Annotated in this window: 14 protein-coding genes; 8 read left to right on the forward strand and 6 right to left on the reverse strand. The window is 59.1% G+C overall.

Annotation, left to right across the window (positions count from 1 at the left end; all coding sequences use genetic code 11):
* Positions 1-8 precede the first annotated feature (8 nt).
* The gene (locus NHU87_RS22620) at positions 9-1106 is read left to right on the forward strand and encodes an amino acid ABC transporter permease (protein ID WP_253552634.1); all 1098 of its coding nucleotides are present in this window, start codon (positions 9-11) and stop codon (positions 1104-1106) included.
* 11 nt (positions 1107-1117) lie between these two features.
* On the forward strand, positions 1118-1882 hold the full coding sequence (locus NHU87_RS22625; protein ID WP_008053474.1) for an amino acid ABC transporter ATP-binding protein: 765 nt from the start codon (positions 1118-1120) through the stop codon (positions 1880-1882).
* Between the two features lie 65 nt (positions 1883-1947).
* On the opposite strand, the gene NHU87_RS22630 is transcribed toward NHU87_RS22625, so the two are convergent.
* Both NHU87_RS22630 and NHU87_RS22635 read right to left on the reverse strand, forming a co-directional pair.
* Entirely contained in the window at positions 1948-2430 is a 483-nt protein-coding gene (locus NHU87_RS22630) for a type II toxin-antitoxin system MqsA family antitoxin (protein WP_253552635.1), read from the reverse strand.
* Positions 2427-2738 (reverse strand): type II toxin-antitoxin system MqsR family toxin, encoded by a 312-nt coding sequence (locus NHU87_RS22635; protein WP_048395423.1) that lies wholly within the window; start codon positions 2736-2738, stop codon positions 2427-2429. The genes NHU87_RS22630 and NHU87_RS22635 overlap by 4 nt, the downstream gene beginning before the upstream one ends.
* A 166-nt stretch (positions 2739-2904) precedes the next feature.
* On the opposite strand from NHU87_RS22635, the gene NHU87_RS22640 reads away from it, so the two are divergent.
* From NHU87_RS22640 to NHU87_RS22660, 5 genes are all read left to right on the forward strand, one after another.
* Positions 2905-3564, forward strand: coding sequence for a FadR/GntR family transcriptional regulator (locus tag NHU87_RS22640; RefSeq protein ID WP_038981661.1), 660 nt, complete (start codon positions 2905-2907; stop codon positions 3562-3564).
* A complete protein-coding gene (locus tag NHU87_RS22645; protein WP_253552637.1) occupies positions 3554-4867 on the forward strand; it encodes a CynX/NimT family MFS transporter in 1314 nt (437 codons plus the stop codon). Before NHU87_RS22640 ends, NHU87_RS22645 begins: the two co-directional genes overlap by 11 nt.
* Positions 4868-4980: 113 nt before the next feature.
* Positions 4981-5451: a nuclear transport factor 2 family protein gene (locus NHU87_RS22650; protein WP_253552640.1), complete on the forward strand. Its 471-nt coding sequence runs from the start codon at positions 4981-4983 to the stop codon at positions 5449-5451.
* A 39-nt stretch (positions 5452-5490) separates the two neighbouring features.
* Positions 5491-5811, forward strand: a complete 321-nt coding sequence (locus NHU87_RS22655) for a GIY-YIG nuclease family protein (RefSeq protein WP_253552641.1) — start codon at positions 5491-5493, stop codon at positions 5809-5811.
* Between the two features lie 88 nt (positions 5812-5899).
* Positions 5900-6835: a glutathione S-transferase family protein gene (locus NHU87_RS22660; RefSeq protein ID WP_253552642.1), complete on the forward strand. Its 936-nt coding sequence runs from the start codon at positions 5900-5902 to the stop codon at positions 6833-6835.
* Between the two features lie 147 nt (positions 6836-6982).
* Here NHU87_RS22660 and NHU87_RS22665 read toward each other — a convergent pair whose 3' ends face one another.
* Both NHU87_RS22665 and yejK read right to left on the reverse strand, forming a co-directional pair.
* Positions 6983-7333, reverse strand: coding sequence for a glutaredoxin family protein (locus tag NHU87_RS22665; RefSeq protein ID WP_253552643.1), 351 nt, complete (start codon positions 7331-7333; stop codon positions 6983-6985).
* Positions 7333-8337, reverse strand: coding sequence for a nucleoid-associated protein YejK (gene yejK, locus NHU87_RS22670; protein WP_253552644.1), 1005 nt, complete (start codon positions 8335-8337; stop codon positions 7333-7335). Before yejK ends, NHU87_RS22665 begins: the two co-directional genes overlap by 1 nt.
* A 394-nt stretch (positions 8338-8731) precedes the next feature.
* On the opposite strand from yejK, the gene NHU87_RS22675 reads away from it, so the two are divergent.
* The gene (locus NHU87_RS22675; RefSeq protein ID WP_007905514.1) at positions 8732-9013 is read left to right on the forward strand and encodes an HU family DNA-binding protein; all 282 of its coding nucleotides are present in this window, start codon (positions 8732-8734) and stop codon (positions 9011-9013) included.
* A 212-nt stretch (positions 9014-9225) separates the two neighbouring features.
* Here the strand turns inward: NHU87_RS22675 and rlmF are convergent, their stop codons facing one another.
* Together rlmF and NHU87_RS22685 are read right to left on the reverse strand one after the other, a co-directional pair.
* Complete coding sequence (gene rlmF, locus NHU87_RS22680) at positions 9226-10248, reverse strand: 23S rRNA (adenine(1618)-N(6))-methyltransferase RlmF (protein WP_253552645.1); 1023 nt, start codon at positions 10246-10248, stop codon at positions 9226-9228.
* 231 nt (positions 10249-10479) lie between these two features.
* Complete coding sequence (locus NHU87_RS22685) at positions 10480-13326, reverse strand: valine--tRNA ligase (RefSeq protein WP_253552646.1); 2847 nt, start codon at positions 13324-13326, stop codon at positions 10480-10482.
* Between the last annotated feature and the right edge of the window lie 53 nt (positions 13327-13379).

The raw sequence follows: 13379 nt of genomic DNA on the forward strand, positions 1-13379 counted from the left end.
AAAAGCGCATGACGACTCATACTTTCAAACCCGACATGCCACCACCGAGCAGTAGCATCGGTATCGTGGCGTGGATGCGGGCGCACATGTTCTCCAGCTGGATCAACACGCTGCTGACGCTGTTCGCGTTCTATCTGATTTACCTGATAGTTCCGCCTATCGTGAGCTGGGCGATTCTCGACGCCAACTGGGTCGGCACCACCCGCGCCGACTGCACCAAGGAGGGCGCCTGCTGGGTGTTCATCCAGCAGCGCTTCGGCCAGTTCATGTATGGCTACTACCCGACAGACCTGCGCTGGCGCGTGGACCTGACCGTGTGGCTGGCGGTCATCGGCGTGGCACCGTTGTTCATCTCGCGCTTCCCGCGCAAGGCGATCTACGGGCTGAGCTTTCTGGTGCTCTATCCGATCATTTCCTACACCTTGTTGCACGGTGGCTGGTTCGGTCTGACCGAAGTGCCAACCAGCCAGTGGGGCGGCCTGATGCTGACCCTGGTGATCGCGACTGTCGGTATCGTCGGCGCACTGCCGCTGGGTATCGTTCTGGCCCTGGGCCGGCGTTCGAATATGCCGGCGATTCGTGTGGTCTGCGTAACCTTCATCGAATTCTGGCGCGGCGTGCCGTTGATCACGGTGCTGTTCATGTCTTCGGTGATGTTGCCGTTGTTCCTGCCTGAAGGCATGAACTTCGACAAACTGCTGCGGGCACTGATCGGCGTGATCCTGTTCCAGTCGGCCTATATCGCTGAAGTGGTGCGTGGCGGTCTGCAAGCGATCCCCAAAGGTCAGTACGAAGCGGCTGCAGCAATGGGCCTCGGTTACTGGCGCAGCATGGGCCTGGTGATTCTGCCGCAAGCCCTGAAGCTGGTGATCCCTGGCATCGTCAACACCTTCATTGCGCTGTTCAAGGACACGAGCCTGGTGATCATCATCGGCCTGTTCGACCTGCTCAACAGCGTCAAGCAAGCCGCCGCCGACCCGAAATGGCTGGGCATGGCCACTGAAGGCTATGTGTTCGCAGCCCTGGTGTTCTGGATTTTCTGTTTTGGTATGTCCCGCTACTCCATGCATTTGGAACGTAAGCTGGACACTGGCCACAAGCGTTAGGAGCGTAGTTTATGAGTGAAGCGATCAAACAGCCTGTGAGCCCTGAAGGCATTATTCAGATGCAGGGCGTGAACAAGTGGTACGGCCAGTTCCACGTGTTGAAAGACATCAACCTGAACGTCAAGCAAGGCGAGCGTATCGTTTTGTGCGGTCCGTCGGGTTCCGGCAAATCCACCACTATCCGTTGCCTCAATCGTCTGGAAGAACACCAGCAGGGCCGCATCGTGGTCGATGGCGTGGAGCTGACCAACGACCTCAAGCAGATCGAAGCGATCCGTCGTGAAGTCGGCATGGTGTTCCAGCACTTCAACCTGTTCCCGCACCTGACCATCCTGCAGAACTGCACCCTGGCGCCGATGTGGGTACGCAAGATGCCCAAGCGCAAGGCCGAAGAAATCGCCATGCATTACCTGGAGCGCGTACGCATTCCGGAGCAGGCGCATAAATACCCGGGGCAACTGTCTGGCGGTCAGCAACAGCGTGTGGCGATTGCCCGTGCCCTGTGCATGAAACCGAAAATCATGTTGTTCGACGAACCGACTTCGGCACTCGACCCAGAGATGGTGAAAGAGGTTCTGGACACCATGATCGGCCTGGCCGAAGACGGCATGACCATGCTCTGCGTAACCCACGAAATGGGCTTCGCCCGTACCGTGGCCAACCGCGTGATCTTCATGGACAAGGGTGAAATCGTCGAACAGGCCGCGCCAAACGACTTCTTCGACAACCCGCAGAATGAGCGTACCAAACTGTTCCTGAGCCAGATTCTGCATTGATGGCAGACTGACTCGCAAAAACAAACCCGGCCTCGCGCCGGGTTTTGTTTTTGTACTTCTGTTGCTCAGGACACGGTGAGCGTTTCATGTTCCTTGTGCACCGTATCCTTGAATCCCCTCAAGTCCGCCCCTTCACCCAGGGTTCTCGCATCCGCGAGCAAGTGCGGATAGCGATCAAGCAAGCGCATCAGCACCATCAGCGCCTTGGGCGGGAGTAATTCGCCGCGCTCGTAACGGGAAAACGCGTTGTGCCCGCCGCCAGACAGCAGGAGTACCGCTTCTTTTTGCGACAGATGCAGTTTGCGGCGTATGCGCTTCATTTCGTTGCCGATCATTTGTCTGCCGGCGATGACCAGCTCGTCGCACGCATCGGAATAGCGCTCCGAGCAACCGGGGTCGAGTATGACTTCTGCGCATGCCTGGCACTCCCATCCGGATAAATCATCGACCCGGCGCTCCATTCCCTTGACGCTCATGGTTTCGCCGCGACCTTCGAAGTGCCTCATTCCCTCTCGCGCGCCGCAGCTGAAGCATTGTTTTGTATTCATGGGTTTTTCTCCTTGAAGGAGATCACCGGAGGTTCACTGCCTGAGCAATAAGTGACCTTGATGTAAATCTCCAGATCGTGCGAAGTGATGTGGTACACGTCTTGCCAAATCCGATGATCGCCATAGGTAGTCATCGATTTGTACAACATCTTGCTGTGCAATTCGAAAATGACCTCTTGCATTTCCCTGATGCTAAAGCCCAGGTCTCTGCCGTTTTTCCGTGCCGTTTTGGTAAACGCGTTTTTCCCGAGCCGCCTGACATCCTCCTTGATCACCACCAGGTTGTAATGGGGTGTGTGCTTCTCCATAAGAAACCTTGAACCTATTCTAGAAATTACCCTTAAAGGGTAATTTTGACTAATCGAAAATCCCGCTCCATTCCCTCCTCTCTGACCGTAGGCGGTTGCCGTCCTACACGAAGCTGACTAACATGTCAGAAAATTCATCCTATGATTGGATGAAATGGCGAACTCCATGTCAGACATTTCTCCATTAATTAAACGATCCCTGGTCGATCAGGCCTTGGACCAGTTGCGCTTGCGCATCAATCAAGGCGTCTGGACGGTCGGCCAGCGCTTGCCCACCGAGCCGGAACTGGCGACTGAGCTGGGCATCAGTCGCAATACCGTGCGTGAAGCGATGCGTGTGTTGGCGTTTTCCGGGTTGATCGAGATTCGCCAGGGCGACGGCAGTTATCTGAGGGCGGTGATTGATCCGCTGGACACCATGAAGGCGCTGTCCCGTTGCACTCAGGAACAGGCTCGGGAAACCCGGCACATTCTGGAAGTCGAAGCCATCGGCCTCGCGGCGTTACGCCGCACCGATGAAGACCTGGTGGCATTGCGCGAGGCGCTAGGCGTCAGCGGCAGTCACTACCACGGCGATCTCGACACCTACATCGCCTGCGATCTGGTGTTTCACCGTCGACTGGTGGATGCGGCGCACAACCCCACACTCAGCGAGCTGTATCGCTATTTCTCCAGCATCGTCGGCGCGCACTTGCGCCAGACCCTGAACATCTCACCTCGACGCCAAGCGGTGTTCGACCTTCATGTCGAACTGCTCGATGCCGTCGAGCAACGCGACCCGGAACGGGCCAAAGCCCTGTCGAGGCAGTTGATCAATGAACCTTGAAACCGAGAACCCCATGTCCACCCAGCAGGCCAGCAACAGCAGCACTGAGCTCAAGCGTACGGCGGAACTCGAAGAGCTGTTGATCGACGCCGAGGCCGATGACGAACAGGTTCAGCAAACTCACCCGGTCCTTCAGCGGCCATGGTTGCTGTTGCTCGGCCTGATTCTGGTGGCGCTGAACCTGCGTCCGGCGCTGTCGAGCATGGCGCCGATGCTCAGCGAAATCTCGAAGACGCTGGGGCTATCGGCCGCCCAAGCCGGGTTGCTGACGACCTTGCCGGTACTTTGCCTCGGTCTGTTCGCACCATTGGCGCCGGTGCTGGCGCGACGTTTTGGTGCCGAGCGCGTGGTGTTGGGGATTCTTCTGATGCTGGCCGGCGGGATCATTTTGCGCAGTTCGTTTGGTGAGGTCGGCCTGTTCGCCGGCAGCGTGCTGGCCGGCGCCAGCATCGGGGTGATCGGCGTGCTGCTACCCGGTATTGTCAAACGCGACTTCCCGAAACAGGCCGGCACCATGACCGGTGTCTACACCATGGCACTGTGCCTGGGCGCGGCCATGGCGGCTGGGGCAACCGTGCCGTTGAGCGAACACTTCGACAAAAGCTGGGCCTTGGGTCTCGGCTTCTGGGTGGTTCCAGCGTTGGTCGCGGCGATTTTCTGGCTCCCGCAAGTCGGCCAGAAACACGGCGCGCATCATGTTGCCTCTCGGGTCCGAGGGCTGTTGCGTGATCCGCTGGCCTGGCAGGTGACCTTGTACATGGGCCTGCAATCGTCTTTGGCCTACATCGTGTTTGGCTGGCTGCCGTCGATTCTGATCGGCCGCGGTCTGACACCAACCCAGGCCGGTCTGGTGTTGTCGGGTTCGGTGATTGTCCAGTTGATCAGCTCGCTGGCAGCCCCCTGGCTGGCGACGCGCGGCAAGGATCAGCGGCTGGCGATCGTGATCGTCATGGCAATGACCCTCGGCGGTTTGTTCGGTTGCCTCTACGCACCAATCGACGGCCTGTGGGGGTGGGCGATCTTGCTGGGGTTGGGGCAGGGCGCCACGTTCAGCCTGGCGCTGACCCTGATCGTGCTGCGCTCGCGGGACGCGCATGTCGCGGCCAACCTGTCGAGCATGGCCCAGGGCTTCGGTTACACCCTAGCGTCCATGGGGCCATTCGCGGTCGGTGTGGTGCATGACTGGACCGGCGGCTGGAGCGCCTTGGGCTGGATTTTCGGCGTCATCGGCCTCGGCGCGATCATCGCTGGCCTCGGTGCCGGACGTTCGTTGTACGTCCAGGTTCAAAGCGAGAAAGTCTGACGTTTTGCGCACTGTCGGTATTCGGGCCACGAATGCCGATAGTGTTCTGCGCATTTGTTGACTATGGTGCAGGCAATCTTTCGACGCCACTTTGCAACCCAGCGAGCCTACCCATGAGTGATGCCCACAACGCCTTGATCAACCGGTTCTACCAAGCCTTCCAGCGGCTTGATGCCGAGGCTATGAGTGCCTGCTACACCGACGACGTGGTGTTCAGTGATCCGGCGTTCGGCGAGCTGCGCGGTCGCGATGCCGGCGACATGTGGCGCATGCTCACCACCCGGGCCAAGGACTTCTCCCTGACCTTCGATAACGTGCGCAGCGATGAGCGCACGGGCGGTGCCCATTGGGTGGCGACCTACCTGTTCAGCCAGACCGGCAATACCGTGGTCAACGACATCCAGGCGCGTTTCGTGTTTCGCGACGGCAAGATCTGCGAGCATCACGACAGCTTTGACCTGTGGCGCTGGTCGCGTCAGGCGCTGGGTTTCAAAGGGCTGTTGTTGGGCTGGACGCCGGTGGTGAGAAACGCCGTTCGTGCTCAGGCCTTGAAGGGGCTGAAGGCATTTCAGGCCAGTCGCTGATAAGATCGCGGCTTGTTTCCTACAAGCCTTGATCGTCACGTGAACACCTCGAGCGAATCTTCCGACATTGCCGCCGAACCGCCTCTGCCCGTCAGCAAACCCTGGTTCGTCTACCTCGTTCGCGCGGCCAATGGTTCGCTCTACTGCGGGATCAGCGACGATCCCGTCCGCCGCTTCGCCACCCACCAAAGTGGCAAAGGCGCGCGCTTCTTCCTGTCCAGCCCGGCCGTGGCATTGGTCTACACCGAAGTCTGTCGCGACAAAAGCGAAGCATTGCGCCAGGAACGATTGATCAAAAAACTCAAGAAAAGCGCCAAGGAATGTTTGGTGGCGAGCGCGGCTGCTGGCTTATCAATCTGACTGATAAGCGCCCATCAGGCAGATGGGTAGGCCGCTTGCGGATTGCGCGCTAAGCTGCTGGCTCCTTATCCGAGCGGCGGAGCCGAGCATGTCCGAGTTGATTCTTCATCACTACCCGACGTCCCCTTTCGCCGAAAAGGCCCGCTTGCTGCTGGGGTTCAAGGGGCTGTCCTGGCGCTCGGTGAACATCTCGCCAGTGATGCCAAAGCCCGATCTGACGGCGTTAACCGGCGGTTACCGCAAGACGCCGGTGTTGCAGATTGGTGCTGATGTCTATTGCGACACCGCGCTGATGGCTCGTCGTTTGGAGCAGGAAAAAGCCTTGCCGGCATTCTTCCCGGAAGGCCAGGAAATGATCACCGCGACCTTCGCAGCGTGGGCCGATTCAGTAGTGTTCCAGCATGCGGTCAGCCTGGTGTTCCAGCCAGCGTCGGTGGCGGTGCGCTTTGGCAAGTTGTCGCCGGAAGCGATCAAGGGGTTCCTGGCCGATCGCGCCGGCTTGTTCAGCGGTGGCAGCGCTACACGGTTGTCCGCCGAGCAGGCTCGGCATCAGTGGCCAACGATCATGGCGCGTCTGGAGCAGCAGCTTCAACGCGAACAGGGTGACTTCCTGTTCGGCGAGCCGTCGATTGCCGACTTTGCCCTGGTCCACTCGCTGTGGTTCCTCAAAGCGACGCACGTGACGTCACCGTTGGTGGATGCTTATCCGGCTGTGTCGGCGTGGTTTGGCCGGGTGATGGGCTTTGGTCATGGCGCGTTCAGCGAGATGACTTCTGAAGAAGCGCTTGAGGTCGCGCGCAATGCCACACCGGCTGCGTTGCCGGATGAGCAGTTCGAGGAGCCGAACGGGTTCGAGGTTGGTCAGCAAGTGGTGATTGCCGCGACGGATTATGGGGTTGATCCGGTGGCGGGTGAGTTGTTGTTTGCGGGCAGCGAAGAGTTGATTCTACGTCGCGAAGACGAGCGGGCCGGCGTTGTGCATGTGCACTTTCCGCGGTTCGGGTTTCGCATCGAAGCGCAGTAGGCGCTAACCACTCATTTTCTGGTCATGCACTAACCTGTGGGAGCTGGCTTGCCTGCGATGAGGTCCGCGCTGCAATATTGATGTTGCCTGATACTCCGCTATCGCAGGCAAGCCAGCTCCCACAAGGGACGGTGCCGGTCTGAAGAGTTATTTCAGCGCCGCAAGAACCTTGTCCGGGTCATACCCGCGAATCAACGTCCCGTTGACATCGATCAGCGGAATCCCGCGTCCGCCCAGCGCTTCGTAGGCTTTGCGAGCCTGGGCATCTTTCTCGATATCGAATTCCTTGTACGGAATACCCTTCTGGTCGAGAAAGCGCCGGGTCAGCTTGCAGTAGCCGCACCATTCGGTGGTATAGAGCACGACGTTGGCCTTGGCCTGGGTCTGCTCGGACACCACCTGCGAGGGGTCGAACACCCGCTCGATCTTGCCCCAGTTCTGGTAAACAACGACCACCAGCAGGATCAGCAAGCATTTCTTCAATACGCCGCCGAGCATCAGTTGCGCCGCTTGAGCTGGTCGGTCAATTGGGTCGGCAGGCCTTTGATGATCAGCGTGCCGGCTTCTTCGTCGTATTCGATCTTCGAGCCCAGCAGGTGCGCTTCGAAGCTGATGGACAAGCCCTCGGCGCGGCCGGTGAAGCGGCGAAACTGGTTCAGGGTGCGCTTATCCGCAGGGATCTCGGGCGACAGACCGTAGTCCTTGTTGCGGATGTGATCGTAGAACGCTTTCGGGCGCTCTTCGTCGATCAGCTCCGACAACTCTTTCAGGCCCATGGGCTCGCCCATTTTTGCCTGGCTGCTGGCGTAATCCACCAGGGTCTTGGTCTTTTCGCGCGCGGATTCTTCCGGCAGGTCTTCGCTTTCGACGAAGTCGCTGAAGGCCTTGAGCAGGGTGCGGGTTTCGCCGGGGCCGTCGACGCCTTCCTGGCAGCCGATGAAGTCGCGGAAGTACTCCGAAACCTTTTTGCCGTTCTTGCCTTTGATGAACGAGATGTACTGCTTGGACTGTTTGTTGTTCTGCCACTCGGAGACGTTGATTCGCGCCGCCAGATGCAACTGGCCAAGGTCCAGATGTCGCGAAGGGGTCACGTCCAGTTGATCGGTCACTGCCACGCCTTCACTGTGGTGCAGCAGGGCGATGGCCAGGTAATCGGTCATGCCCTGTTGGTAATGCGCAAACAGCACGTGGCCGCCCACAGAGAGGTTCGACTCTTCCATCAGCTTTTGCAGCTGTTCCACCGCCACCCGGCTGAAGGCTGTGAAGTCCTTGCCGCCGTCGAGGTATTCCTTCAGCCAGCCGCTGAACGGATGCGCCCCGGACTCGGCATGGAAGAAACCCCAGGCCTTGCCTTGCTTGGCGTTGTAGCTCTCGTTGAGGTCGGCAAGCATGTACTCGATGGCGCTGGACTCGGCCAGTTCGGAATCGCGGGCATGAAGAACTGCGGGTGTGCCGTCGGGTTTTTTGTCGATCAGGTGGACGATGCAATGACGGATCGGCATGGGCTTCTCGGCTGATTGAAGAGAGGAGGGCGTGCTCCCCCAAAAAGCGCTCAGTGTACCGCAACCACTGGTTTTGGCGTGGCGCCAAGGGCAATTTGCAGCTGTCCGCCGGCCCTTATGCAGTTTTTTGCCGATTTAGAGCAATAAAGCTGACCAAATGGGTAGCTAGAGGCGGATATTTCCCCGTCTCTGTGCTAGTTTTGCCCGGTCTTACGCGAAGTCACTGCGTTAAGCGTGCATTCAGCATTTGTCAGGTCGAACCAAACCCTGATTTCGGTATCTATACCCCGACTCGTCGTGGTTATGGCCGAGGGTGCCAGATCCAGAAGATCGGGCTCGATGGCTGACACTGCACTCTGCAATCCATATGAATTTGATAGGGAAGGAACATTACATGGCTCTTACTAAAGACCAACTGATCGCCGACATCGCTGAAGCTATCGACGCGCCAAAAACCACCGCGCGTAACGCTCTGGACCAACTGGGCCAAATCGTTGCTGATCAGCTGGAAAACGGCGGCGAAATCACCCTGCCAGGTATCGGCAAGCTGAAAGTGACTGAGCGTCCTGCCCGTACCGGCCGCAACCCTTCGACTGGCGCTGCCATCGAAATCGCTGCCAAGAAAGTTATCAAGCTGGTTGTGGCCAAAGGCCTGACCGACGCTGTTAACAAGTAAGATTTGTAGAAAAAAACCGTGCTCCGGAGCAATCCGGGCACGGTTTTTTTGTGTCTGCGATTTACCCGTAACACCCTATGACCAATGTGGGAGCGGGCTTGCTCGCGAAGGCGGTGTGTCAGTCACTATTGAATTCGACTGACACACCGCCTTCGCGAGAAGTCGAATCGTCGCACCGCCGCTCCCACAGTTGATCTACGTCGGTCAGCTAATCAGCTTTTACGCGCCCAACGTTCGCGCCAGACCTGCTGTTCGGATTTGGTCTGGAAGGTCCAGGCGACGAAGCGGCTTTGCTTCTGCCCCTGAGACATTTCCACCACCTGGCTCTCCAGTACGCCGGCCTTTTTCAGTGCCGTCTGGATCGCAGGCAGGTTTGAGGCTTTCGAGACCAGGGTGCTGAACCAAAGCACTTTGTGTTGAAAATGCGCGCTCTCGGCGATCAGTTGCGTCACAAACCGTGCTTCGCCGCCTTCACACCACAATTCGGCCGATTGGCCGCCAAAGTTCAGCACCGGCAGTTTGCGTTTCGGGTCGGCGCGGCCCAGTGCGCGCCATTTACGCTCGCTGCCCTTGGTTGCCTCGTCCATCGAGGCGTGGAACGGCGGGTTGCACATGGTCAGGTCGAAGCGTTCGCCAGGTTCAAGCAGGCCCAGCAGAATGTGCTTGGGATTGCTTTGCTGGCGCAGCTGGATGGCTTTGTTCAGCCCGTTGGACTGCACGATGGCTTTGGCGGCAGCCACGGCCGTCGGGTCGATTTCCGAACCGAGGAAGTGCCAGCGGTAGTCGCTGTAGCCGATCAACGGATAGACACAGTTGGCACCCATGCCGATATCAAGCACCTTGACCGGCGCACCGCGAGGGATCTCGCCGTCGTTGACGCTGGCCAGCAGGTCGGCCAGGAAATGCACATAGTCGGCGCGGCCCGGCACCGGTGGGCACAGGTAATCGGCCGGGATGTCCCAATGGGCAATGCCGTAGAACGATTTGAGTAACGCCCGGTTGAACACCCGAACCGCGTCCGGGCTGGCGAAGTCGATGCTTTCCTTGCCGTACGGGTTGATGATCACGAACTTCGCCAGTTCCGGCGTGGTTTTGATCAGCGCCGGGAAGTCGTAACGACCCTGATGGCGATTGCGCGGGTGCAGGCTGGCCTTCTCGCGGGGTTCCACGGCTTTGACCGGGGTAGCGGAGTCAGGCTTCTTGCGCGCAGGTCTTGGTGTGCGGGGGGCGTTCATGGGCGTTGTCGATTCGGGTATGGCTAAAAGTGGCGGGTATTGTCCCACAGACAATGGCAGCGCGGGGGATCCCGTAGGAGCGAGGCTTGCCCGCGAAGAACGATAACGCGGTATGTCTGTTTAACCGCGTCGCGACCTTCGCGGGCAAGCCTCGCTCCTACAGAAAGCGAAAAGGGCGGGTAAAAAAAGGGAGGCCGTTGCGGGCCTCCCTCTTTCATTGCGATTTACCAATTACAAACTGGCAATCCGCGCATGCTGCTCGGCCAGCTTGCCCAAAGCCTGTTCGGCTTCAGCCAGTTTGGCGCGTTCCTTCTCGATGACTTCGGCCGGGGCCTTGTCGACGAAACCGGCATTGGAGAGCTTGCCGCCGACGCGCTGAACTTCACCCTGCAGACGCAGGATTTCCTTGTCCAGACGAGCCAGCTCCGCGTCCTTGTCGATCAGGCCGGCCATTGGCACCAGCACTTCCATCTCGCCAACCAGAGCGGTGGCGGACAGCGGTGCTTCTTCGCCGGCCTTCAGAACGGTGATCGATTCCAGACGCGCCAGCTTCTTCAGCAGCGCTTCGTTCTCGGTGAGACGACGCTGATCTTCGGCGCTGACGTTTTTCAGGAACAGGTTCAGCGGCTTGCCTGGACCGATGTTCATTTCGCCACGGATGTTGCGCGTGCCGAGCATCAGGCCCTTGAGCCATTCGATGTCGTCTTCGGCGCCCTGATCGATACGTGCTTCGTTGGCCACTGGCCAAGGTTGCAACATGATCGTCTTGCCTTCGATACCGGCCAGCGGCGCGACGCGCTGCCAGATTTCTTCGGTGATGAACGGCATGAACGGATGCGCCAGACGCAACGCGACTTCCAGCACCCGAACCAGCGTGCGGCGAGTGCCGCGCTGACGTTCAACCGGTGCATTTTCGTCCCACAGCACAGGCTTGGACAGTTCCAGGTACCAGTCGCAATACTGATTCCAGATGAACTCGTACAAGGCTTGTGCGGCCAGGTCGAAACGGAACTGATCGAGCTGACGAGTCACTTCGGCTTCGGTGCGTTGCAACTGCGAGATGATCCAGCGATCCGCCAGGGACAACTCGTAGGCTTCGCCGTTCTGACCGCAGTCTTCGCCCTTGTCCAGCACGTAGCGCGCCGCGTTCCAGATTTTGTTGCAGAAGTTGCGGTAGCCTTCGACGCGGCCCATGTCGAACTTGATATCGCGACCGGTCGATGCCAGCGAGCAGAACGTGAAGCGCAGGGCGTCGGTGCCGTAGCTGGCGATGCCGTCGGCGAACTCGTCGCGGGTCTGCTTCTCGATCTTCTTCGCCAGTTTCGGCTGCATCAAGCCGGAGGTGCGTTTCTGCACCAGCTCTTCCAGTTCGATACCGTCGATGATGTCCAGCGGGTCCAGGACGTTGCCCTTGGACTTGGACATTTTCTGGCCCTGACCATCACGAACCAGACCGTGCACGTAAACGGTCTTGAACGGAACCTGCGGTGTGCCGTCTTCGTTTTTCACCAAGTGCATGGTGAGCATGATCATCCGGGCAACCCAGAAGAAAATGATGTCGAAACCGGTCACCAGCACGTCGGTGGAGTGGAATTTCTTCAGGAATTCGGTCTGCTCCGGCCAGCCGAGCGTGGAGAAAGTCCACAGGCCCGAACTGAACCAGGTATCCAGAACGTCGTTGTCCTGTTGCAGCGCAACGTCCGGGCCGAGGTTGTTCTTGGCACGTACTTCGGCTTCGTCACGACCCACGTAGACTTTGCCCGACTCGTCGTACCAGGCCGGAATCCGGTGGCCCCACCACAGCTGACGGCTGATGCACCAATCCTGGATGTCGCGCATCCACGAGAAGTACATGTTTTCGTATTGCTTGGGCACGAATTGAATGCGGCCGTCTTCAACCGCAGCGATGGCCGGCTCGGCCAATGGCTTGGTGGAGACGTACCACTGATCGGTCAGCCACGGCTCGATGATAGTGCCGGAGCGGTCGCCTTTCGGCACTTTCAGGGCGTGATCGTCGACGCTGACCAGCAGGCCGGCGGCGTCGAATGCTGCCACGATCTGCTTGCGCGCTTCAAAACGGTCCAGGCCGGCGTATTCGGCTGGAAGCTTGCCGTCGACTTCAGTGTTCAGCGTGCCATCCAGGTTGAACACCTGGGCTGCGGGCAGAACATTGGCGTTCTTGTCGAAGATGTTCAGCAGCGGCAGGTTGTGGCGCTTGCCGACTTCGTAGTCGTTGAAATCGTGGGCCGGGGTGATTTTCACGCAACCGGTGCCGAATTCAGGGTCGCAGTAATCGTCGGCGATGATCGGGATGCGGCGGCCAACCAGTGGCAGCTCGACAAATTTGCCGATCAGGGCTTTGTAGCGTTCATCGTTCGGGTTAACGGCCACGGCGGCGTCGCCGAGCATGGTTTCCGGACGCGTGGTCGCGACGATCAGGTAATCCTTGCCTTCAGCGGTTTTGGCGCCGTCAGCCAGCGGGTACTTCAGGTTCCACAGGAAACCTTTCTCGTCGTGGTTTTCCACTTCGAGGTCGGAAATCGCCGTGTGCAACTTGGTGTCCCAGTTGACCAGACGCTTGCCGCGGTAGATCAGGCCGTCTTCGTGCAGGCGCACGAACGCTTCTTTAACCGCTTCCGAGAGACCGTCGTCCATGGTGAAGCGCTCACGGCTCCAGTCCACGGACGAGCCGAGGCGGCGGATCTGACGGCTGATGTTGCCGCCGGACTGATCCTTCCATTCCCAGACTTTCTCGAGGAATTTTTCGCGGCCCAGATCATGGCGATTCTGGCCCTGGGCTTCGAGTTGACGCTCCACCAGCATTTGCGTGGCGATACCGGCATGGTCGGTACCCGGCTGCCACAGGGTGTTGCGACCCTGCATGCGGCGGAAACGGATCAGGGCGTCCATGATCGCGTTGTTGAAGCCGTGACCCATGTGCAGGCTGCCGGTGACGTTCGGCGGCGGGATCATGATGGTGTAAGACTCGCCCGCGCCTTGCGGGGCGAAGTAATTCTCAGACTCCCAGGTGTTGTACCAGGAAGTTTCAATGGCGTGCGGCTGGTAGGTCTTATCCATGCGCGGCGGGACCCTATTGGCATTTATTCAGGAAAAGCCGGCAAGTATAGCGG

It is taken from the genome of Pseudomonas mandelii, assembly GCF_024138395.1.
Classification (GTDB): domain Bacteria; phylum Pseudomonadota; class Gammaproteobacteria; order Pseudomonadales; family Pseudomonadaceae; genus Aquipseudomonas; species Aquipseudomonas mandelii_E.